Source organism: Amycolatopsis sp. NBC_01286 (assembly GCF_035982555.1).
Classification (GTDB): Bacteria; Actinomycetota; Actinomycetes; order Mycobacteriales; family Pseudonocardiaceae; genus Amycolatopsis.
This window is the reverse complement of record NZ_CP108428.1, coordinates 10,293,453-10,314,706: the sequence shown is the minus strand read 5'-3', so window position 1 is coordinate 10,314,706 and position 21,254 is coordinate 10,293,453. Positions and strand designations below refer to the sequence as shown.

Sequence of the window (21,254 nt, the reverse complement as noted above, 5' to 3'; positions counted from 1 at the left end):
CTCCCGGGAGAGATCCGTGACTTCCAGTTTCCCGCCCGGCTTCCGCTGGGGTGTGGCCACATCGGCGTTCCAGATCGAGGGCGCCACCACCGAAGACGGCCGTGGACCGTCCATTTGGGACACCTTCGCCGAAGTGCCGGGCGCCATCGCCGGTGGTGACACCGGCGAGCCCGCGGCCGAGCACTACGAACGCTGGGAGCAGGACCTCGAGCTGCTCGGCGAGCTCGGCGTCGACTCCTACCGGTTCTCCGTGTCGTGGCCGCGGGTGCAGCCGGAGGGCCGCGGCCGCGTCGAATGGCGCGGCTTGCACTTCTACCGGCGGCTGGTGGAAGGGCTGCGGGACCACGGGATCGAGCCGTTCCTGACGCTCTACCACTGGGACCTGCCCCAAGCCCTGGAGGACGAGGGCGGCTGGCGGGCGCGGGACACGGCCCACCGGTTCGCCGACTACGCCGCCCTGGTCCACGAGGAGCTGGGCGACCTCGTCGACCACTGGACGACGCTGAACGAGCCGTACCCGTGCGCGGTCGCGGGTTACGGCGAGGGCCGGCACGCGCCCGGGGCGAAGGAGGGTCACGGCGCGCTGGCCGCCGCCCACCACCTGCTGCTCGGCCACGGCCTGGCGGTGCAGGCGATGCGGGCGCAGGCCGCGCACACGCACCGGTTCGGCGTCGTGCTCAACCAGTCCCCGGCGGTGCCGGTCACGGACTCGGCGGCCGACGCCGCGGCCGCGGCGCGCCAGGACACGGTGCTGCGCCGGCAGTTCACCGAGCCGTTGTTCGGCGGCCGCTACGCGCCGGGCCTGAAGGCGATGTTCGGGGCGGCGTCGGACTTCTCGTTCCGCCACGACGGCGACCTGGCGACGATCGGGCAGCCCCTGGACTACCTGGGCGTCAACTACTACTACCGGCAGCACGTCGCCGACGCGCCCCCGCGCGAGCCGGACCCGGCGCGGCGGACCCTCGCCGACATCGGCGTGGACACGACGCGCCTGCCGGACGTCCCGCGCACCGGCATGGGCTGGCCGGTCGAGCCGGAGGGCCTCACCGAAGCCCTGGTCGCGCTGCACAACGGCTACCCGGACCTGCCGCCGGTGTACGTCACCGAGAACGGCTGCGTCTACCCGGACCGCAGCGACTTCGCCGACTACGAGCGCATCAGCTTCCTGAGTGACCACCTGGCGGCGGCTCAGGAGGCCCTCGACGCCGGCGTCGACCTGCGCGGCTACTTCGCCTGGTCGCTGCTGGACAACTTCGAGTGGGCCCACGGCTACAAGCACCGCTTCGGCCTGGTGCACGTCGATTACACGACGCAGCGCCGCACACCGAGGGCGAGCTACCGCTGGTACCGCGACCACATCGCGGCCCAGCACACCCCGTAATGCCGTGAAGGCCTCCTTACCGGCCATAAGAGCCGGTAAGGAGGCCTTCACGGCATTCGGCTACTTCTTGTAAAGGGCCTCGATGTCGTTGGCGTAGTTCTTGGTCACCACGTTGCGCTTCAGCTTCAGGCTCGGCGTGATCTCGCCGCCCTGCTCGGTGAAGTCGTTGGCCAGCACGGCGAACTTCTTGATGGCCTCGGCCTTCGAGACCGTCTTGTTGGCCTCGTCGACCGCCGTCTGGATCTCCGCCAGGAGGTCCGCGTCGGTGGCCAGGTCCGCGACCGACGCGCCGGCGGGCTTGCCGTGCTGGGACTTCCAGGACGGGAAGTACTCCTCGTCCACCGTCACCAGCGCCGCGATGAACGGGCGCTGGTCGCCGACCACCATCGCCTGGCTCACCAGCGGGGCCGCCTTGATGGTGTCCTCGAGGCCGGACGGGGCGACGTTCTTGCCGCCCGCCGTCACGATGATCTCCTTCTTGCGGCCGGTGATCTTGAGGAAGCCGTCGACGTCCAGCTCGCCGAGGTCGCCGGTGTGGAACCAGCCGTCGGTGAGCGACTCGGCCGTCGCCTGCGGGTTGTTGTAGTACGCCCGGAAGACGACGTCGCCCTTGAGCATGACCTCGCCGTCGTCGGCGATGCGGACCGACGTGCCGTTGACCGGCTTGCCGACGGTGCCGACGCGGAACGCCGACTGGGTGTTGACGTTGGCCGCCGCCGACGTCTCGGTCAGGCCGTAGCCCTCGAAGACCGGGACGCCGATGCCGCGGAAGAAGTGCGCCAGCCGCGCGCCGAGCGGGGCCCCGCCCGACACCGCCGCCACGCAGCGGCCGCCGAGGGCCGCGCGCAGCTTGCCGTAGACGAGCTTGTCGAACACCAGGTGCTTGGCCTTCAGGCCGAGCCCGGCGCCGCCCTTGTCCTGCGCCTCGCTGTAGGCGACCGCGACGGCCTCGGCGGCGTCGAAGATCTTGCCCTTGCCGTCGCCGTGGGCCTTCTGCTTCGCCGAGTTGTAGACCTTCTCGAACACGCGCGGCACGGCGACCACGAACGTCGGCCGGAAGGTGCCCAGGTCGGGGACCAGGTTCTTGACGTCCGGGGTGTGCCCGAGGGTGACGCGGGCGGACAGCGCCGTCACGGCGATCGCGCGGGCCAGCACGTGCGCCAGCGGCAGGAACACCAGCAGCGAGTTGCCCTGCTCCATCAGCTGAGGGAACGCCTCGATGTCGGCCCGGATCTCGGCCAGCAGGTTCCGGTGGGTCAGCTCGACGCCCTTGGGGCGGCCGGTGGTGCCCGAGGTGTAGACGATCGTGGCGAGCTCGTCGGCGACGACCTCGCGGCGGCGCTCGTGCAGCTCGTCGTCGGACAGCGTCGCGCCGAGCGCGGACAGCTCCTCGACGGCGGGGGAGTCACCCTCGATCTGCCAGGTGTGGTTCAGCTCGGTGAGCCGGTCGCGGATCTCGTCGACGGCGCCGGCGTGGCCGTTCGTCTCGACGAACACACCCTTCGCGGCCGAGTCGGAGAGGATCCAGAACACCTGTTCGGGGGACGAGGTGTCGTAGATCGGGACCGTCACCGCGCCGGCCGCCCAGATCGCGAAGTCGATCAGCGTCCACTCGTAGCGCGTCTTCGACATGATCGCGACGCGGTCGCCGCGGCCGATCCCGGCCTGGGCCATGCCCTTGGCGACGGCCAGTACCTCGCCGGCGAACTCCTTCGCGGTGACGTCCAGCCAGCTGCCGTCGACCTGGCGACGGAAGCTGACCACGTCGGAGAACCGCTCCGCGTTCGCCCAGACGACATCGGCCATGTTCTCGTCGTCGGCCACCGGCTTGCCGGCGGGAGCGCTGTATTCGCGCACGTGGGACCTCCGTGTTCAACGCGTGCTGCGGCAGATGACACCGCTGTTACCCGCCAGTCAACTTAGCGTGAGGAGCACCTTAAGACCATGCTGATCGCCGTCGCACGGCGAGGGCGTGACATTCTTCGCTCCGTGAACCAGGCGCCACCCGCTCTCGACGTCGTCGACGAGACGTTCCTCGTCGTCCCGCCCGCCACCGTGGCCGCGGTCTTCGCCGATCCGAGGTCCTGGACGCGCTACTGGCCGGACCTGGTGCTCGAGGTCTACACCGACCGGGGGGACAAGGGCCTGCGCTGGACCGTGCGTGGAGCGCTCGTCGGTACCATGGAGGTCTGGCTCGAGCCGGTGCTCGACGGCACCCTGCTGCACTACTTCCTGCGGGCGACCCCCGCCGACGCGGCCGGGACGCCCCGGGCGCTGGCGCCGCGCGACCTGCGCCGGGAGTTCGACCGGCGGGCCCGTGCGGCGAAGGCGATCGCCCTCGGGCTCAAGGAGATCCTGGAGGACGGGCGCGAGCCCGGAGTTCCTCCGCGCGGTGACGAGTAAGGGGATCAGGGGTGCGGGTACACGTCGTCTCGGACGTGCACGGCAACGCGGACGCGCTGAAGCGGGCCGGGGACGGGGCCGACGCGCTGGTCGTGCTCGGTGACCTGCTCGACTTCGTCGACTACCGCGAGCACGAGAAGGGCATCATGGGCGCCCTCTTCGGCGCCGAGAAGGTCGGCGAGTTCGCCCGGCTGCGCCGCGAGGGCACCCGTGACGAAACCGTTGCCTACTCCCGGACGCTCTGGGCGAGCCTCGACGACCCGGGCGCGGCCGTCGACGAGGCCATCCGCGAGCAGTACGCGACGTTGTTCGCGGCGATGACCGCGCCGACCTACGCCACCCCCGGCAACGTCGACACCCCCGCGCTGTGGCCCGAGTTCGCGGGCGAGGGCATCCGGGTGCTGGACGGCGAGGTGGCCGAGATCGGCGGCCTGCGGTTCGGGTTCGTCGGCGGCGCGCTGCTGCCCGACGGCGTCGTCCCGCGTCGCCGCAAGGGTGCCGCCTGGCGTCCCTACCTGCGGGATCGCGCGGACTACGAGGCCGGCGTCGCCGCGCTCACCGAGGTCGACGTGCTCTGCACGCACGCCCCGCCGGCGCTGCCCGAGCTGACCTACGACGTCGTCGCGCGCCGCAGCGAGCTCGGCTCGGCGGCCCTGCTGGACCTCATCCGGGAACAGCGGCCCCGCTGGTCGGTGTTCGGGCACGTGCACCAGCCCCTGGCCGCCCGCGCCCGGGTCGGCCTGACCGAGTGCCGTAACGTGGGTCACTTCAAGGAGACCGGGCAGCCCTACGTGCTGCGCTGGTGACCGGCCGCGGCGGCTACGCTTCGTCCATGGCCGAGCAGTCCACACAGTCCATCGAGGTCGACGCCGAGCCCAGCCGGGTGATGGCCGTGATCGCCGACTTCCCCGCCTACCCGGAATGGGCCAAGGCCGTCCGGCAGACCGAGGTCCTGGACACCGACGCCGGAGGCCGGGCCAAGCAGGTCAAGCTGACCCTCGACGCGGGCCCGATCAAGGACGTCTACACCCTCGAATACGAGTGGGACGGCGACGGCCTCGGCGTCAGCTGGCACCTGGTCAAGGGCCAGATGCAGAAGGCGCAGAACGGCCGGTACGCGCTCGAGGACCTCGGCGGCCGCACCCGCGTGACGTACACGCTTTCGGTGGAACTGGCGCTGCCGATGATCGGGTTGCTCCGCCGCAAGGCCGAGAAGATGGTCATGGACACCGCGCTCAAGGAGCTCAAGAAGCGGGCCGAGGGGTAACCACGTGCGGATCCTGCTGTTCACCGGCAAGGGGGGTGTCGGGAAGACCACGCTGGCCGCGGCCACCGGCGCCGCGCTGGCCGGCCGCGGCAGGAAGACCCTCGTCGCGTCCACGGACCCGGCGCACTCGCTCGGCGACGCCTTCGGCCACACCCTCGGCGCCGAACCGTCCGAAGTGGACGCACTCCTGTCCGCGGTCCAGATCGACTCGCGGACGCTGGTCGACACGACCTGGCACCAGCTGCGCGCCGAGCTGCAGACGACGTTGTCCGGCGCCGGGTTCGACACCCTCGACGCCGAAGAGCTGACCGTGCTCCCGGGCGTCGACGAGCTGCTCGCGCTGAGCGAGGTCCGGCGGCTGGCCGAGCACGGCCCGTGGGACACCATCGTCGTCGACTGCGGCCCGACGGCCGAGACGCTGCGGCTGCTGGCGCTGCCCGAAGCCGTTTCCGGCTACCTGAGCAAGGTGTTCGGCCGCCGCGGCCGGGTCACCGACTCCGTGCGCCGCCTCGGCACGCACCTCGAAGGCCTGCGCGCGCTGCTCACCGAGCCGTCGGTGACCACCGTCCGGCTCGTCCTGACGCCCGAGCGGGTCGTCGTCGCCGAAGCGCGGCGCACGCTCAGCTCGCTCGCCCTGCGCGGCATCGCCGTCGACGGCCTGATCGCCAACCGGCTGATGCCCGCGCCCGGGATCTGGCGCGGCGGCGCCGCGTCGTGGCTGCGCACCCGCCGCACCCAGCAGGACACCGTGCTGGCCGAGCTGACCGCGGCCGGCTTCACGCGGGTCGCCCGCGTCGAGCACCGGGCCGTCGAACCGGTCGGGCTGCCCGCGTTGCTGGGGATCGCCGACGAGCTCTACGGCGACCGCGACCCGCTGGCCGGCGACGGCACCCCGGTCACCCCGCTGCTGCGGGTCCGGCCCGCGCCCGGGGGCTACACGCTGCGCGTCGCGATCCCGCTGGGGCGGGACGCCGAAGTGGACCTCGCTCGCGTCGACGACGACCTGGCGATCACCGTGGACGGCTTCCGCAGGCTCATCGCCCTGCCGGAGTCGCTGCGGCCGTGCCGGATCACCGGCGCGGAATCCGACGCCGACGGCCTGCTCGTGAGCCTGGCCGGGAACCGGGGCCGCGGGTGAGCGAAGAAGAGGTCTCCGACGGGGTGCGCCTGGCCGAAGAGCTCCGGCTGCTCGTGGAGATGGTCGTCGAGAAGGCCGCGCCGTGGCTCGAAGGCGTGGTCGCGGCCGGGCACGGCGACCCTGACCAGGCGAAACCCGAGGCCTCGGCGTGCGGGTGGTGTCCGCTGTGTGCGATCGTCGCCGTGGTGCGGGGTGAGCGTCCCGAGTTTGCTGCGCGGCTGCTGGAACAGCTGGCCCAGCTCGTGGCGTTGCTCCGAGCGGTGCTCGCGGATCGCTGGGAGCCGGATGAGGGCGTCCACATGCCCGGGTTCCGGCCCGCACCGCGACCACCGGCGGATGCGACGACGTCGGCGAGGGTGCAGCACATCACCGTCCGCAGACGGGACGAGTGGCGGCCGGATCGGGAGAGCTGAGTGCGGACGATAGGGGTGGACGTCGGCGGGACGAGCATCCGGGCCGGTGTGGTGGACGAGCGTGGCTCGCTGCTCGACACGGCCCGGGTCTCGACGCCGACGGAGGAAGGCGCCCTCGAGGACGCCATCGCGGGCGTGATCGAGGACCTGCGCAACCGGCACGAGGTGTCGGCGGTCGGCTTGGCCGTCGCGGGCTTCGTCGCGCGTGACCGCCGGTCGGTGATGTTCGCGCCGCACCTGGCGTGGCGCGGCGCGCCGGTCGCCGACCGGATCGAGAAGCGCGTCGGCCTGCCGGTGCTGCTGGAGCACGACGTCAACTCGGCGATCGTGGGCGAGCACCGGTTCGGCGCGGCGCGCGGCGCGCAGATCGCCGCGCTGGTGGCGCTCGGCACCGGGATCGGCGCCGGCCTGCTGCTGGACGGCAAGCTGTACCGCGGCGCGTACGGCGTCGCGCCCGAGCTGGGTCACCTGACGGTGGTCCGCGGCGGGCGGGCGTGCCCGTGCGGCAAGTACGGCTGCTGGGAGCGCTACTGCAGCGGAACGGCCCTCGCCGCGACGGCGGTGGAGCTGCTGGCGCGGCACCCGGGCCGCTCCACGGTGCTGGCCCCGCAGGTCGCGGGTGACCCGGGTTCGGTGACGGGCCGCAGAGTCGCGGGCGCGGCCCGCGACGGCGACCCGATCGCCCAGCTGGCCATGGCGGAGCTGGCCAAGTGGCTGGGCGAGGGCCTGGCCCTGGTCGCGGACGTCTTCGACCCGGAGATCATCGTGATCGGCGGCGGAGTGTCGGAGTCGGCCCCGCTGTTCCTGGACGAGGCCCGCGAGCACTACGCGGGTGCGATCACGGGCGCGAGACACCGCCCGCTGGCGAGGATCCGCACGGCCCACCTGGGCGACGACACGGCGATCGTCGGCGCGGCGGCGTTGGCGGTGGAGGCGGCCAAGACCCCAGTCTGATCTCGAGCCGCCGGCGGCTCGGTGTCCGTTCCGTGGACTCCGCTGGCGAGTGTGCCAAGGTGGATGGGGTGAGCCTGCCGTCCGCGAGTGTGTTCGTCCGGTGTTCCTGCGGGCGGCTGCACTGGGGGCGGTACGGGGCCGCTGGGCTGCTGCTCTTCGATCCGGCTCGCGGGGTGCTGCTGCAGCGCCGGGCCTGGTGGGTGCACAACGGCAGTACCTGGGCCTTGCCCGGCGGGGCGATCGAGGCGGGGGAGACCGCCGTCGGGGCCGCGGCGCGGGAAGCCTTCGAAGAGGCGGCGATCCCCGCCGACGCGTTCCGGGCGCTTTCCGCCTCCGTGGTGGACCATGGCGACTGGAGCTACACGACCGTCCTCGCGCTGGCCGGCGACATCGACGCCAAGGTCGCGAACCCCGAAAGTGCGGAGGTGCGCTGGGTGGACCCCGACGACGTCCCGGGTTTCCGGCTGCACCGCGACTTCGCGGCGGCCTGGCCGGCGCTGCGGCCGCGGGTCGGGCAGGAGCTGGTGCTGGTCGTCGACGCGGCCAACGTCGTCGGCTCGCGGCCGGACGGCTGGTGGCGCGACCGCCACGGCGCCACCGAGCGCCTGCGCGACCAGCTCACCCGGCTCGCCGAAACCGGCCTCGAAGACCCCGACGATCCCGCGCTGACCTGGTGGCCGCGGGTGATCCTGGTGGTCGAGGGCAAGGCCGGCGGGGTGCAGCCGGCGAAGGGCGTCGAGGTCGTGCCGGCCGACACCGACGGCGACACGAAGATCGTCGAGGTCGCCGGGCAGCACCGCGACGCGAAGGTCCTCGTCGCGACGGCCGACCGCGAGCTGCGCGGCCGGGTCGAAGCGCTCGGCGCGTCCTCGATGGGCCCCGGCACGCTCCGGACCCAGCTGGACAAGCTCAATCCTTGAGGATCCCGTCGCGCATCTCCGCGACCAGCGACGCGACGACGGCCTTGAGGCTGCCCTTGTGCCGCGTCGCGACCGCCCGCTGCCGCTGGTAGCTCGGCCCGTACTCCAGGATCGTCTCGACGTCGCGCAGCTCGGCCTCGCAGCCCAGCCGCCGCGCCACCGGCTGCAGGCGGTCCAGCAGGTCGGCGACGTCGTCGGTGACCAGCCGCTCGCGCCCGGCCGCGTCCAGGATGACGATCGCGTCGGTGCCGTAGCGCGCCGCGCGCCACTTGTTCTCCTGGACGTGCCACGGCGGCAGTGACGGCAGGATCTCACCGTCGTCGAGGCGCTCGCTGAAGTCGTCGACCAGGCACTGGGTCAGCGCCGCGATCGCGCCGACCTCCTCCAGCGTCGGCAGGCCGTCGCAGACCCGCATCTCGATCGTGCCCAGCTGGGGTGACGGCCGGATGTCCCAGCGGATCTCCGAGAAGCTGTCGATCACGCCGGTGGTGAACATGTCGTCGACGTAGTTCTCGAGCTCGGCCCACTTCCGGAACTGGAACGGCAGCCCGGCGGTCGGCAGCTGCTGGAAGATCAGCGCGCGGTTCGAGGCGTACCCGGTGTCCTCGGCGCCCCAGTACGGCGACGACGCCGACAGCGCCTGCAGGTGCGGCGCGTAGTTGAGCAGCGCGTCGAGCACCGGCAGGACCTTCTCGCGGTGGTCGAGCCCGACGTGGATGTGGACGCCGTAGATCAGCATCTGCCGGCCCCACCACTGGGTGCGGTCGATCAGCTTGGCGTAACGCGCCTTGTCGGTGACCTTCTGCTGGTACCAGTTGGAGAACGGGTGCGTGCCGGCCGAGAACATCTCGACGCCGAGCGGGTCGGCGACGCCGTGCACGACGTCGAGCGACTCGTTGAGGTCCGCCTTGATCTCGCCGATCGTCTCGCAGACGCCGGTGATGATCTCGATGGTGTTGAGCAGCAGCTCCTGCTTGATCTTCGGGTGCTCGGCTTCGCCGTCCGGGCGCACGGCGTCGAGGATCCGCTCGGCGGTCGAGGACAGGTCGCCGCTGCGCCGGTCGACCAGGCCCAGCTCCCACTCCACGCCGACGGTGGAGCGCCGCGAAGGCGTGAATTCGATGGTCATCGACGTCCGGTCAGACCTGCGCGCCGGTGCTCGGGTCGGCGCCCGGCGGCGGCCCCTGCCGGACGCGGAGCAGCAGCAACGCGATCGACGTCGCCAACGCGAGGATGCCCAGCGGCGTCGCCACCGTCGGGCCCACGCCGATCACGCCGGGCAGGATCAGCAGGAACAGCCCGGCCAGGAACAGCAGCAGGATGAGGAACGCGCCCATCTTCGGCCGCGGCAACGGCGGCGGGTCCGGCGGGACGAAGTGCTCGTCGTCCGCCGCCGGGTCGTCGGAGAACATCGTGCTGTCCCACGTGGTGCCGCCCGACCGCCAGCCGGTGTCCGGCGGGTCGGCCGCGGCGGGCGGCTTCGGCTCGGCGGGCCGGTCCGGGGCCTTGCGGGGCTCGCTCTCCTCGGCCACCCCGCGGCCCGCGGCACTGCCGGCGGCACCACCGGCGCTGTCGGCGGTGTCCGCGGTGTCGGCGGTGTCCAGCTCGGGCAGCCCGAACCCGCCGGCCCGCAGGTCGGCGACGATCTCGGCGAACGTCGCGTCGACGTCCTCCGGCCCGTCCTTCCCTCGGCTCATGCGGTCTCCTCCGCTTGCCCGGCGTGCGCCTTCGCGAACTCGACGCTGCGGGTGAAGATCAGTTCCGCGTCGTTGTCCTGGGTCGCCACGTGATAGCTGTTCTCCAGCACGACTTCGGTGACGTCGGCGCTCGAGATCCCGGCCAGCACCAGCCGCGAGTTCTCCGGCTCGACGACGTGGTCGACCGCCGAGTGCAGCAGCAGCACCGGCTGCGTCACCTTCGGCAGGTCGGCGCGCACGAGCGCCCACAGCTTCGCCAGGCTCGCCGCGGCCCGCACCGGAGTCCGCGGGTAGGCCAGCTCGGTCTCGCCCGGCTTCTTGATGTCGTTCGCGATCGCCGGCACCGAAGGCACGATCTTGCCCAGCACGGGCAGCAGCTTCGTGTCCCACTTCAGCCGCGTCACCGACGGGTTGACCAGGACGATCCCGGCGATCCGGTCGCCGAACTCCTCGGCCAGGCGCAGCGTGAGCGTCCCACCCATCGAGAGCCCGCCGACGAAGACCGTCTTACACGTCGACAGCAGCTCGAGGAGCGCTTCGCGGATCGCGCCGTACCAGTCCTGCCACGTCGTGCGGTTGAGGTCGGGCCAGCGGGTGCCGTGGCCCGGCAGCAGCGGGCAGCGCACGGTGAACCCGGCCTCGGCGAGGTGGTCCCCCCAGGCCCGCATGCTCGCGGGGGTACCGGTGAACCCGTGGCAGAGCAGGAACCCGGTCTCGGCCGAACCGGTGTGGCCGAACGGTTCCGCGCCGGCGAGCACGCCCATGCGATCGCCTTCCGTGTGAGCGGTGTAGACCGTCCATGCTCTCACGGGTCGAGGGCGTTGTGGGGGTCCGCCCGGACCCGTAATTCTCTGTGAGATCGATCGCTGCCCGGCGGGTATCCGGGTGGTCGCCGTTGTGCGGAGGCCACCCGGCTTCGTAGTCTGGTCGACGCGGGTGACAGGGGCTGAGCTGCGATGGAGGACTGAGGCACCGGTGCTGTACTGGCTCATGAAGTGGGTGTTCATCGGTCCGCTGCTCAAGACGCTGTGGCCGACCAAGGTCGTCGGGGCGGAGAACATCCCCGAGACCGGCGGCGCGATCCTCGCGGGCAACCACCTCGCGGTCGCCGACTCGTTCTTCATGCCGCTGCGGGTCAAGCGCAAGGTGACCTTCCCGGCCAAGTCCGAGTACTTCACCGAGCCGGGCTTCAAGGGCCTGCTCAAGAAGTGGTTCTTCACCGGCGTCGGCCAGTTCCCGATCGACCGCTCGGGCGGCAACGCGGCCCAGGCCGCGCTCGACACCGCGACCCGGCTGGTCAAGGCCGGTCACCTGCTCGGCATCTACCCCGAGGGCACCCGCTCCCCGGACGGCCGGCTGTACAAGGGCAAGACCGGCGTCGCCCGGATCGCCCTGGACTCCGGCGGCGTCGTCGTCCCGGTGGCGATGATCGGCACCGACAAGGTCAACCCCATCGGCTCGAAGATGTGGTGGCCGCGCCGCCTCGAGGTCCGCTTCGGCAAGCCGCTGGACTTCTCGCGGTACGAGGGGCTCGCGGGCGACCGCTTCATCGAGCGGTCGATCACCGACGAGATCATGTACGCGCTGATGGAGCTGTCCGGCCAGGAGTACGTCGACATCTACGCGGCGAAGGCGAAGGAACTGCTCGCCGCGGAGGCCGCCGGAGCCAAGCCGAAGGTGCCGGCGCAGCCCACCGCGCGGGACGCGACCCGGGTGCCCGACAGCAAGGTCGGCTAGCCCACTAGGGTTCACCGGTGCGTTTTTTCTACGACACCGAGTTCATCGAGGACGGCGTGACGATCGACCTGGTGTCGATCGGTGTCGTTGACGAGCGTGGCCGCGAGTTCTACGCGGTCTCCACGGACTTCGACCCGGCTCGTGCCGGGGCGTGGGTCCGCGACAACGTGCTGCCGAAGCTGCCCTCTCCCGCCGACCCGGCTTGGCGCAGCCGCGAGAAGATCCGCGCCGACCTGCTGGAGTTCTTCGGGAAGCCGCCGGGCGGGATCGAGCTGTGGGCCTGGTTCGCCGCCTACGACCACGTCGCGCTCGCGCAGCTGTGGGGCCCGATGCCCGCCCTGCCGCGACAGCTGCCGCGGTTCACCCGCGACCTGCGTCAGCGCTGGGAGGACGCCGGGAAGCCGAAGCTCCCGGCGGCCCCGACCGACCAGCACGACGCCCTCGCGGACGCCAAGCACAACCTGGCCCGCTGGGACGTCATCGAGTCGTACTTCCCCCGCCGCTGAAGATTGCTGGAAGGCCGTGAATGCCACATCGAGGGACATAGCGTCCCTGGATGTGGCATTCACGGACTGTCAGCGGCGCGCGCGGACGGCTTCCGCGAGGGTGTCCAGCAGGGGCGCGGTGTCGTCCCAGGACATGCAGGCGTCCGTGATCGACTGGCCGTAGGTCAGCTGCTCGGGGTGGCCCAGGTCCAGCTCCTGGCGGCCGCCCGCGAGGAAGCTCTCCATCATCAGGCCGGCGATGCCGCGCTCGCCCGCACCGATCCGCGCCGCCAGCTCGCGGACCACCTCGGCCTGGCGGATGTGGTCCTTGCCGCTGTTGCCGTGGCTCGCGTCGATGATCACGCGCTCCGGCAGGCCCGACTTCGCCAGCCGGGCCAGGGTGTCGGTGACCGTTTCGGCGTCGTAGTTGGGGCCGCCCGCGTGGCCGCGCAGGATCACGTGGCAGTCCGGGTTGCCCGACGTCGTGAGCAGCGCCGCCAGCCCGTCGGTGTTGATGCCGGGGAACACGTGGCTCGCCGCGGCCGCGCGGGTCGCGTCGACCGCGACCTGGACGTCGCCCTCGGTGGAGTTCTTGATGCCGACCGGCATCGACAGCGCGCTGCACAGCTGGCGGTGCACCTGGCTGGCCGCGGTCCGCGCGCCGATCGAGCCCCACGTGACGATGTCGGCGATGAACTGCGGCGTGATCGGGTCGAGGAACTCACAACCGACCGGCAGGCCCAGCTCGGAGACGTCGAGCAGCAGCCGGCGCGCCATCCGGAGGCCCTTGTTGACGGCGAAGGTGCCGTCGAGGTCCGGGTCGTTGATCAGGCCCTTCCAGCCCAGCGTGGTGCGCGGCTTCTCGAAGTACACGCGCATCACGACGTGCAGTTCGCCGCGCAGCTCTTCGGCCTTCTCGGCGAGACGGCGGCCGTAGTCGAGGGCGGCCTCGGGGTCGTGCACCGAGCACGGGCCGACGACGACGAGCAGCCGGTCGTCGCGGCCTTCGAGGATGTCGACGGTTTCGGCGCGTCCGTGCTGCACGACCTTCGCGACGGCGGCGTCGACCGGATGATCCTCGCGCAGCATCGCGGGCGAGATGAGCGGACTGATCGACGTGGTGCGCGCGGCGTCGAGGTCACCGATGGCGGCCGGGCCTGCGGAGAGCGTCATGGCGGGGGGTGTTCCTTCCTGATGGACACCGACCCGCGCGGGGGACCCTCGCCGAGCCGGTAGGAGAATCCGGCTCGGGGGTGGAGGTCAGCGCAGGTTCACGCCGCCGTGCCCACCCGGGGCCGGCTTCGTAAACCAGTAATAGCGCTGCACGTGACCAAGTTAGCACAACGACGGCGCGGACCGATTCGGCAGGTGGTACGGGCTGCACCGATCCAGACGAAGCCAGCTACGCTTGGCCCTGGCGAAATGTGACTGTCATCTCCAGCGAACACAAACGGAGGATTCTCATGCGTGTCGGTGTGCTGACCGGCGGCGGCGACTGCCCGGGTCTCAACGCGGTCATCCGCGCGGTGGTCCGCAAGGGCATCGAGGTGCACGGCTGGGACTTCGTGGGCTTCCGCAACGGCTGGAACGGCCCGCTGACGGGCGACAGCCGCCCGCTCGGCCTGAACGACGTCGAGGACATCCTGACCCGTGGCGGCACGATCCTGCGCTCGTCGCGGACCAACCCGTACAAGGTCGAGGGCGGCGTCGAGCAGATCAAGAAGGTCCTCGCCGAGCAGGGCGTCGACGCGCTGATCGCGATCGGTGGCGAGGACACCCTCGGCGTCGCGAAGCGCCTGACCGACGACGGCGTCGGCGTCGTGGGCGTGCCCAAGACGATCGACAACGACCTGGGCTCCACCGACTACACGTTCGGCTTCGACACCGCGGTCTCCATCGCGACCGAGGCGATCGACCGGCTGCACACCACCGCCGAGTCGCACCACCGGGCGCTGGTCGTCGAGGTCATGGGCCGACACGCCGGCTGGATCGCGCTGCACTCCGGCCTGGCCGGCGGCGCGAGCGTGATCCTGGTGCCAGAGCGGGCTTTCGACGTCGACCAGGTCGTCTCCTGGGTCGAGCGCCGCTTCGAGAAGGAGTTCGCGCCGATCATCGTCGTGGCCGAGGGCGCGCTGCCCGAGGGCGGCGAGGAGAGCCTGCTCACCGGCGAGAAGGACGCCTTCGGGCACGTCCGCCTCGGCGGCATCGGCACCTGGCTGGCCGACGAGATCGCGAAGCGCACCGGCAAGGAGTCCCGCGCGGTCGTGCTGGGCCACGTCCAGCGCGGCGGCACGCCGACCGCGTACGACCGCGTGCTCGCGACCCGCTTCGGCCTGCACGCCGTCGACGCGGTGGCCGACGGCGACTTCGGCGTCATGGTCGCCCTGAAGGGCACCGACATCGTCCGCGTGAAGCTCTCGGAGGCGACCGCCGAGCTGAAGACCGTCCCGACCGAGCGTTACGAAGAGGCCGAAGTCTTCTTCGGCTGAGTCTCAAGCCGTGAGGGGCACCCTCAGGGACACCACGTCCCTGAGGGTGCCCCTCACGGCGTTTCAGATGCGGGCCAGGGTGTCCAGGACCGTGATCGCGCGGGCGATGTCGTCGGTCAGCGGGCGGTCGTCGGTGCTCTCGTCCAGGACTTCGGACGCGACGTCGAACGCGTCGCGGACCGGGAGGTCGACCAGGTCGGCGTCCCGCATCCGCAGCGCGCGGACCGCCGCGACCAGCTCGCAGGCCAGCACCTGCTGGTACGACGTGCAAGCCGCCGTCGCCGCGCGGGCCGCCTGGGTCGAGAAGCTCGCGTGGTCCTCGATGCCGCGCGACACGACGGCCGTGCCGAGCGTCGCCGGCAGCGCCGCCTGACGCAGCTCCGTGAGCGCGTCGTGCGCCACGTACTCCAGGATCATCACGCCCGAGCTGCCCGCCGGGCCGGCCGCCAGGAACGGGCGCAGGCCGGTGAACTCCGGCTCGACGAGGTCGCCGAGGCGCGCCACCGACAGCTCCGCCACCTGGTGCACGGTCGCGCGGGCCTGGTCCAGGGCCGTCGAGACGTACGCCGTGTGGAAGTGCGCGTGGTGGTAGGCGTCGCCGTGCACCGTCGAGATCATCGGGTTCTCGGTGCTCGCGTTGATCTCGACGGCCAGCACGTCGCGCAGGTAGTGGATCGCGTCCAGCGCCGGGCCCTGGACCTGCGGGAACGCCCGCAGTCCGAACGGGTCCTGGATCCGGCGCCCCGGCTTCGGCGTCTGGTGCATGCCGAGCAGCCGCCGCATCTCCGCCGCGCAGGCGACCTGCCCGGCGTGCGGTCGCGCTTCGTGCACCGGCGTCGCGTACGCCTCGGGGTTGCCGTCGAGCGCGACGTAGGTCAGCGCGGCGATGGCGTGGCTGGCCCGGGTCAGGGTGTCCAGCCGCATCGCGGCCAAGGTCGCCTCGGCCAGCGTCGCGGCGTTGCTGCTCATGAACGCCAGCGCGTCGCCCGCGACCACCGGTACCGGCGGGACGTGCCCGGCGAGCCAGTCGCGTTCGCCGGTGAGCGCCAGCGCCGTCTCGGCCAGCGGCGCCAGGTCGCCGGTGCCGATCGCACCGAGCCGGTGCACCAGCGGTAGCGCGCCGGTGCGGACGGCCTCGGCCAGCGCGCCGATCAGCTCGGGGCTGATCCCGGACCGCCCCGCGAGGAGCTGGTTGAGCCGGATCAGCATCATCCCGCGGACCTGGCCGGGCGGCATCGGGTCGCCGCTGCCGCCCGCGTGGCTGCGCAGCAGGCGCAGCCCGTGTTCCTTCGAGCTCGCGACCGTGTCGTCCTTGTTGGCCCCGACGCCGGTGGTCCGGCCGTAGACCACCCGCCGCGTGCTGAGCTCCTCGGCGAGCTTCCAGGCGTGCTCGGCGCCGCGCAGCGCGGCGATCGAGACGTCGATACCCAGCGGTCCCTCGGTGCGCGCCGCCGTCACGACGTCCGCGCACCGCAGGGTCCGACCGTCCACCCGGATCAAGGGCAGCCTCCTTTCGACTGACTGCCCTTCACTATGCGGCTAGGACGCCGGTGGCTGCCAGGGCGGCATCGGCCAGTCCCAATGCGGGACGGGCTCGTGCAGGTTCGGCTCGGCGCCGGGCGCGGAGAAGATCACGGCCAGCCGGCTGCCCCACTCGAGGTAGCCGGCGAACGCGGCGCGGAACTCCGGGTCGCCCGGCAGGCCGGCCTCGTCGGCGGCGTCGAGCAGCAGCGTGACCCAGCGGCGGCGCTGCGGCTCGGTGATGCCGCGCCCGAGGTGGCGGCCGATCATGCGCGCGTGCCCGCCGTGGCCGGCCGAGTAGGCGGCCGGGCCGCCGAAGACCTCGCCGAGCCAGACCGCGACGTGCTCGGCGTGGTGCGGGTCCATCTGCCGGAACACGGGCTCGAGCAGCGGGTCTTCGAGGACGTGGCCGTAGAAGATCGTGAGGAGCTTCACGAGGGCTTCGTGGCCGCCCGCCCACTCGTAGAGGGTGGGCGTGGCGGGCGGGTTTTCTGGCACGATCACCCGGCAAGGCAACCAGCGGCGGCCCGGTCGGGCAACCACGTACTTTCCGGTGCGCAGGGGGAACGGGATGAAGCGCTACCACTGCGCGACGGAGCTGGCGGTCGATCTGATCGGCGGCAAGTGGAAGCCGGTGATCCTCGCGCACCTCAAGGAGGGCGCCCACCGCTACGGCGAGCTGCGCCGCCGGATGCCGGGGGTGAGCGAGAAGATGCTGACCCAGCAGCTGCGCGAGCTGGCGGCGGACGGCATCGTCCGCCGCGAGGAGCGCGCCGGCCGCGTCCCGCACGTCGAGTACCACCTGACGGCGGTGGGGGAGGAGCTGCGCCCGGCGCTCACGGCGCTCTACGAGTGGGGCGAGCGCCGCGCGGCGGACCAGGGCATCACCTTCGAGGCGGCGGACTAGGGCGTCTCGTCGAGACGCCGCTCCAGCGCGTCGAGGCGGTCCGTCCAGAAGCGACGGTAGGGAGCGAGCCAGGCGTCCACCTCGGCGAGCGGTTCCGGGCGCAGCGCGTAGCACCGGCGCTGGGCCGCGACCCGGACCGTCACGAGCCCCGCTTCGCGCAGGACCCGCAGGTGCTTGGACACCGCGGGCTGGCTGAGGGCCAGCTCCTCGACGAGCTCGCCGACCGAGCGTTCGCCGTCCCGGAGCAGGTCGAGGATGGTGCGCCGGCGGGGTTCGGCGAGGACGTCGAAGGTCTGCATCACCCCGGAAATGTGCCCCGGCAGGCATATGCCTGTCAAGGAATGCGCACCTACTCTCGTCGGGCAGCTGGTCTGAACCATTGACCTAGTGGTCTAGTCCACTTACGGTAAGTGTGGTCTCCACCACGTTGTCCCCATTGGTTGTCAGTAATTCTCCGAGGGAGAAGGCATGTCCCGTTTCCGCAGGAAGAGCTTCTCTGCGCTGCTGACCCTGGCGGCCGCCGCGGGTCTCGTCGCGGCCGGCTCGGCGGTCCCCGCCGTCACCGCCACCGCGACGGCCGCGACCGAAGCCTCCGTCGGCAAGGTGGTCGGTTACTTCACCGAATGGGGGGTCTACGACCGCAACTACCACGTCAAGAACATCGAGACGTCGGGCTCGGCCAGCAAGCTGACGCACATCAACTACGCGTTCGGCAACGTCACCAACGGCGGCTGCGCGATCGGCGACGCCTACGCCGACTACCAGAAGACCTACGACGCCGCGGGCAGCGTCGACGGCGTCGCGGACACCTGGGACCAGCCCCTCGCCGGCAGCTTCAACCAGCTCAAGAAGCTCAAGGCCAAGCACCCCGGTCTGAAGGTGATCTGGTCGTTCGGCGGCTGGACCTGGTCGGGCGGCTTCGCGCAGGCCGCGAAGAACCCCGCGGCGTTCGCGAACTCCTGCTACAACCTGGTCAACGACCCGCGCTGGGCCGGCGTCTTCGACGGCATCGACATCGACTGGGAGTACCCCAACGCCTGCGGCCTGACCTGCGACACCAGCGGGGCCGCCGCGTACAAGAACGTGATGGCCGCGCTGCGCGCCAAGTTCGGCTCCTCGAAGCTCGTCACCGCGGCGATCACGGCCGACGGCACCGGCGGCGGCAAGATCGACGCCGCCGACTACGCGGGCGCCGCGCAGTACGTCGACTGGTACAACGTGATGACCTACGACTACTTCGGCGCCTGGGCCGCGCAGGGCCCGACGGCCCCGCACTCGCCGCTGAACAGCTACTCGGGCATCCCGACCGCCGGCTTCTACTCCGACGCCGCGATCCAGAAGCTCAAGAGCAAGGGCGTCGCGTCGGGCAAGCTGTTGCTGGGCATCGGGTTCTACGGCCGCGGCTGGACCGGCGTCAGCCAGGCCGCCCCGGGCGGCACCGCGACCGGCCCGGCGCCCGGCAAGTACGAGCAGGGCATCGAGGACTACAAGGTGCTGAAGACGTCCTGCCCGGCGACCGGCACCGTCGCGGGCACCGCGTACGCCAAGTGCGGCAGCAACTGGTGGAGCTACGACACCCCCTCGACCATCGCGGGCAAGGTGAGCTACGCCAAGACCCAGGGTCTCGGCGGCGCGATGTTCTGGGAGCTCTCGGGTGACACCACCAACGGCGAGCTGATCACGGCCGTCGCGAAGTAAGGGGCTTCGACAGCGGGGGGACCGGCGGGAAACCGTCGGTCCCCCCGATTATCGTTCCCGCCGTGACGTTCAGCGGATTCGGCGAGTACGCCGTCGACTTCTTCGACGGCCTCGTCGAGGACAACTCCAAGCCCTACTGGGACGACCACGTCGACGTCTACAAGGCCGACGTCCGGGCGCCGATGGAGGCCCTGCTCGACGAGCTCAAGGGCGAGTTCGGCGACGGCCTCGGCGAGCCCAAGGTGTTCCGCCCCTACCGGGACGTCCGGTTCGCCAAGGACAAGACGCCCTACAAGACCCACTGCGGCGGTGTGCTCGAACAGGGCCGCGGCGGCGGCGCCTACTACGTCGAGGTCGGGCCGGACGGCCTGCGCGTCGGCGGCGGGTGCTTCCACCTCGCGTCCGACCAGCTCGCCCGGTTCCGCCAGGCCGTCGACACGGACCTGCACGGCGAAGCGCTCCAGAAGATCATCAAGAAGCTCGAGCGCGCCGGCTGGACGGTCGCAGGCGACCGGCTGAAGTCGAAGCCGCGCGGCTTCGACGCCGAGCACCCGCGCCTCGACCTGCTGCGCTACCGCTCGGTGTACGCGGTGCGCACCTGGGAGCCGGACGACGTCCTGCACGAGCGGGGTGCTCTCGACCGGGTGCGGAAGTCGTGGCGGCAGCTGCGCGAGTTCAACGAATGGGCCCGTGACCGGGTCGGACCCAGTGAGCAGCCGCGCCGCTGACCCCCAGGGTTTCTGAACCGTTTCTCTGAACTTTTCGGGATCGGTACAGACGAACGCGCCGACAGGGTCTACGCTATGCGAACGTGAGCCGACGCGCGAAGATCGTTTGTACCCTGGGCCCCGCCACCGCCACCCCGGAGAAGATGCGGGCACTCGTGGACGCGGGCATGGACGTGGCGAGGATGAACTTCTCCCACGGCAGCCACGGCGACCACAAGCAGGTCTACGACCTGATCCGGGACGCCGCCGCCGCGAGCGGCCGGGCGGTCGGCATCCTCGCCGACCTGCAGGGCCCGAAGATCCGCCTCGGCACCTTCGCCGGCGGGCCGGTCGAGTGGCACACCGGCGACATCGTCCGGATCACCGTCGAGGACGTCGCCGGCACCCACGACCGGGTCTCCACGACCTACAAGGGCCTCGCCAAGGACGCCAAGCCCGGTGACCGCCTGCTGGTCGACGACGGCAAGGTCGGCCTGGTGGTCAAGGAGGTCGACGGCCAGGACGTGGTCTGCGAGGTCACCGAAGGCGGCCCGGTCAGCAACAACAAGGGCGTCTCGCTGCCCGGCATGGACGTCTCCGTCCCGGCCATGTCCGAGAAGGACATCGAGGACCTCGAGTTCGCGCTCGAGCTGGGCGTCGACTTCATCGCGCTGTCCTTCGTCCGCTCGCCGGCCGACATCGACCTGGTCCACCAGGTGATGGACCGCGTCGGCAAGGGCCGGCTGCCGGTCGTCGCGAAGATCGAGAAGCCCGAGGCCGTCTACAACCTCGAGGCCATCGTGCTGGCCTTCGACGCGGTGATGGTCGCCCGCGGCGACCTCGGCGTCGAGCTGCCGCTGGAGCAGGTCCCGCTGGTCCAGAAGCGCGCCATCCAGATCTGCCGCGAGAACGCGAAGCCGGTCATCGTCGCGACGCAGATGCTCGAGTCGATGATCAACAACTCCCGGCCGACCCGCGCCGAGGCCTCCGACGTCGCGAACGCCGTCCTCGACGGCGCCGACGCGCTGATGCTGTCCGGCGAGACCAGTGTCGGCCGGTACGCGATCGAGGTCGTCCAGACGATGGGCCGGATCATCGAGGCGGTCGAGACCGACTCGCCGGTCGTCCCGCCGCTGACGCACGTCCCGCGCACCAAGCGCGGCGTGATCTCCTACGCCGCCCGCGACATCGGCGAGCGGCTCAACGCGAAGGCCCTGGTCGCCTTCACGCAGTCCGGCGACACCGTGCGCCGCCTGGCCCGGCTGCACACGCGGCTGCCGCTGCTGGCGTTCACGCCCGAGGACTGCGTCCGCAGCCAGCTCTCGATGACCTGGGGCACCACCACCCAGATCGTGCCGCGGGTGGAGTCCACGGACCAGATGATCCAGCAGGTCGACCACTCGATGCTGGAGATGGGCAAGTACCAGAAGGGCGACCTGGTCGTCATCGTGGCCGGCTCCCCGCCGGGCACCGTCGGGTCGACCAACCTGATCCACGTCCACCGCCTTGGTGAAGACGACCACGCGTAAGGGACGTC

The 21,254-nt window shown here is 71.5% G+C and carries 23 protein-coding genes; 15 read left to right on the top strand and 8 right to left on the bottom strand.

Translation table 11 applies throughout. The features are described from left to right. Window positions 1-16: 16 nt before the first annotated feature. Window positions 17-1,381, top strand: a complete 1,365-nt coding sequence (locus OG570_RS46490) for a GH1 family beta-glucosidase (RefSeq protein ID WP_326954920.1) — start codon at window positions 17-19, stop codon at window positions 1,379-1,381. Between the two features lie 60 nt (window positions 1,382-1,441). Here OG570_RS46490 and OG570_RS46485 read toward each other — a convergent pair whose 3' ends face one another. Then, window positions 1,442-3,238 (bottom strand): AMP-dependent synthetase/ligase, encoded by a 1,797-nt coding sequence (locus OG570_RS46485; RefSeq protein ID WP_326954919.1) that lies wholly within the window; start codon window positions 3,236-3,238, stop codon window positions 1,442-1,444. 132 nt (window positions 3,239-3,370) lie between these two features. Between OG570_RS46485 and OG570_RS46480 the strand changes: the two genes are divergently transcribed. From OG570_RS46480 to OG570_RS46450, 7 genes are all read left to right on the top strand, one after another. After that, window positions 3,371-3,784: a polyketide cyclase / dehydrase and lipid transport gene (locus OG570_RS46480; RefSeq protein WP_371827641.1), complete on the top strand. Its 414-nt coding sequence runs from the start codon at window positions 3,371-3,373 to the stop codon at window positions 3,782-3,784. 11 nt (window positions 3,785-3,795) lie between these two features. Further along, window positions 3,796-4,590: a metallophosphoesterase family protein gene (locus OG570_RS46475; protein WP_326947552.1), complete on the top strand. Its 795-nt coding sequence runs from the start codon at window positions 3,796-3,798 to the stop codon at window positions 4,588-4,590. 26 nt (window positions 4,591-4,616) lie between these two features. Beyond that, on the top strand, window positions 4,617-5,051 hold the full coding sequence (locus OG570_RS46470) for an SRPBCC family protein (protein ID WP_247063221.1): 435 nt from the start codon (window positions 4,617-4,619) through the stop codon (window positions 5,049-5,051). 4 nt (window positions 5,052-5,055) lie between these two features. Continuing rightward, window positions 5,056-6,189, top strand: a complete 1,134-nt coding sequence (locus OG570_RS46465; protein ID WP_326954918.1) for an ArsA family ATPase — start codon at window positions 5,056-5,058, stop codon at window positions 6,187-6,189. Between the two features lie 59 nt (window positions 6,190-6,248). Continuing rightward, on the top strand, window positions 6,249-6,602 hold the full coding sequence (locus OG570_RS46460; RefSeq protein WP_442788359.1) for a hypothetical protein: 354 nt from the start codon (window positions 6,249-6,251) through the stop codon (window positions 6,600-6,602). A gap of 15 nt (window positions 6,603-6,617) precedes the next feature. Then, window positions 6,618-7,556: an ROK family protein gene (locus OG570_RS46455; RefSeq protein WP_326951464.1), complete on the top strand. Its 939-nt coding sequence runs from the start codon at window positions 6,618-6,620 to the stop codon at window positions 7,554-7,556. A gap of 68 nt (window positions 7,557-7,624) precedes the next feature. Further along, window positions 7,625-8,476, top strand: a complete 852-nt coding sequence (locus tag OG570_RS46450; RefSeq protein ID WP_326954916.1) for an NUDIX hydrolase — start codon at window positions 7,625-7,627, stop codon at window positions 8,474-8,476. Here OG570_RS46450 and OG570_RS46445 read toward each other — a convergent pair. The 3 genes from OG570_RS46445 to OG570_RS46435 are packed head-to-tail and all read right to left on the bottom strand — an operon-like array spanning window position 8,466 to window position 10,937. After that, on the bottom strand, window positions 8,466-9,605 hold the full coding sequence (locus OG570_RS46445) for a glutamate--cysteine ligase (RefSeq protein WP_326947557.1): 1,140 nt from the start codon (window positions 9,603-9,605) through the stop codon (window positions 8,466-8,468). The two genes, OG570_RS46450 and OG570_RS46445, sit on opposite strands and share 11 nt — an antisense overlap. Before the next feature lie 10 nt (window positions 9,606-9,615). Continuing rightward, window positions 9,616-10,173, bottom strand: coding sequence for a hypothetical protein (locus OG570_RS46440; RefSeq protein WP_326954915.1), 558 nt, complete (start codon window positions 10,171-10,173; stop codon window positions 9,616-9,618). Then, window positions 10,170-10,937 (bottom strand): alpha/beta hydrolase, encoded by a 768-nt coding sequence (locus OG570_RS46435; RefSeq protein ID WP_326954914.1) that lies wholly within the window; start codon window positions 10,935-10,937, stop codon window positions 10,170-10,172. The genes OG570_RS46440 and OG570_RS46435 overlap by 4 nt, the downstream gene beginning before the upstream one ends. A 211-nt stretch (window positions 10,938-11,148) precedes the next feature. Here OG570_RS46435 and OG570_RS46430 point away from each other — a divergent pair, with 211 nt between their 5' ends. Beyond that, window positions 11,149-11,910 carry a lysophospholipid acyltransferase family protein gene (locus tag OG570_RS46430; protein ID WP_247063237.1) on the top strand — a complete coding sequence of 254 codons (762 nt, stop codon included), beginning with the start codon at window positions 11,149-11,151 and terminating at the stop codon, window positions 11,908-11,910. 17 nt (window positions 11,911-11,927) lie between these two features. Next, complete coding sequence (locus OG570_RS46425; protein ID WP_247063239.1) at window positions 11,928-12,416, top strand: polyadenylate-specific 3'-exoribonuclease AS; 489 nt, start codon at window positions 11,928-11,930, stop codon at window positions 12,414-12,416. Window positions 12,417-12,485: 69 nt separating this feature from the next. Here the strand turns inward: OG570_RS46425 and OG570_RS46420 are convergent, their stop codons facing one another. Beyond that, window positions 12,486-13,568 carry a 3-deoxy-7-phosphoheptulonate synthase gene (locus OG570_RS46420; RefSeq protein ID WP_326954913.1) on the bottom strand — a complete coding sequence of 361 codons (1,083 nt, stop codon included), beginning with the start codon at window positions 13,566-13,568 and terminating at the stop codon, window positions 12,486-12,488. A 290-nt stretch (window positions 13,569-13,858) separates the two neighbouring features. Here OG570_RS46420 and OG570_RS46415 point away from each other — a divergent pair, with 290 nt between their 5' ends. Further along, window positions 13,859-14,884, top strand: a complete 1,026-nt coding sequence (locus OG570_RS46415) for a 6-phosphofructokinase (protein WP_326947560.1) — start codon at window positions 13,859-13,861, stop codon at window positions 14,882-14,884. A 63-nt stretch (window positions 14,885-14,947) separates the two neighbouring features. On the opposite strand, the gene OG570_RS46410 is transcribed toward OG570_RS46415, so the two are convergent. Together OG570_RS46410 and OG570_RS46405 are read right to left on the bottom strand one after the other, a co-directional pair. Next, entirely contained in the window at window positions 14,948-16,384 is a 1,437-nt protein-coding gene (locus OG570_RS46410; RefSeq protein WP_326954912.1) for an aromatic amino acid ammonia-lyase, read from the bottom strand. 39 nt (window positions 16,385-16,423) lie between these two features. After that, window positions 16,424-16,909, bottom strand: a complete 486-nt coding sequence (locus OG570_RS46405; protein ID WP_326954911.1) for a group II truncated hemoglobin — start codon at window positions 16,907-16,909, stop codon at window positions 16,424-16,426. A 67-nt stretch (window positions 16,910-16,976) separates the two neighbouring features. Between OG570_RS46405 and OG570_RS46400 the strand changes: the two genes are divergently transcribed. Further along, window positions 16,977-17,312 carry a winged helix-turn-helix transcriptional regulator gene (locus OG570_RS46400; protein WP_326954910.1) on the top strand — a complete coding sequence of 112 codons (336 nt, stop codon included), beginning with the start codon at window positions 16,977-16,979 and terminating at the stop codon, window positions 17,310-17,312. On the opposite strand, the gene OG570_RS46395 is transcribed toward OG570_RS46400, so the two are convergent. Further along, on the bottom strand, window positions 17,309-17,611 hold the full coding sequence (locus tag OG570_RS46395) for an ArsR/SmtB family transcription factor (protein ID WP_247064111.1): 303 nt from the start codon (window positions 17,609-17,611) through the stop codon (window positions 17,309-17,311). The genes OG570_RS46400 and OG570_RS46395 overlap by 4 nt on opposite strands. Window positions 17,612-17,780: 169 nt before the next feature. Between OG570_RS46395 and OG570_RS46390 the strand changes: the two genes are divergently transcribed. From OG570_RS46390 to pyk, 3 genes are all read left to right on the top strand, one after another. After that, window positions 17,781-19,010 carry a glycoside hydrolase family 18 protein gene (locus OG570_RS46390; protein WP_326954909.1) on the top strand — a complete coding sequence of 410 codons (1,230 nt, stop codon included), beginning with the start codon at window positions 17,781-17,783 and terminating at the stop codon, window positions 19,008-19,010. A gap of 62 nt (window positions 19,011-19,072) precedes the next feature. Further along, a complete protein-coding gene (locus tag OG570_RS46385; protein ID WP_247063254.1) occupies window positions 19,073-19,738 on the top strand; it encodes a DUF2461 domain-containing protein in 666 nt (221 codons plus the stop codon). Between the two features lie 83 nt (window positions 19,739-19,821). Then, window positions 19,822-21,246, top strand: a complete 1,425-nt coding sequence (gene pyk / locus OG570_RS46380) for a pyruvate kinase (protein ID WP_326947565.1) — start codon at window positions 19,822-19,824, stop codon at window positions 21,244-21,246. Window positions 21,247-21,254 lie beyond the last annotated feature (8 nt).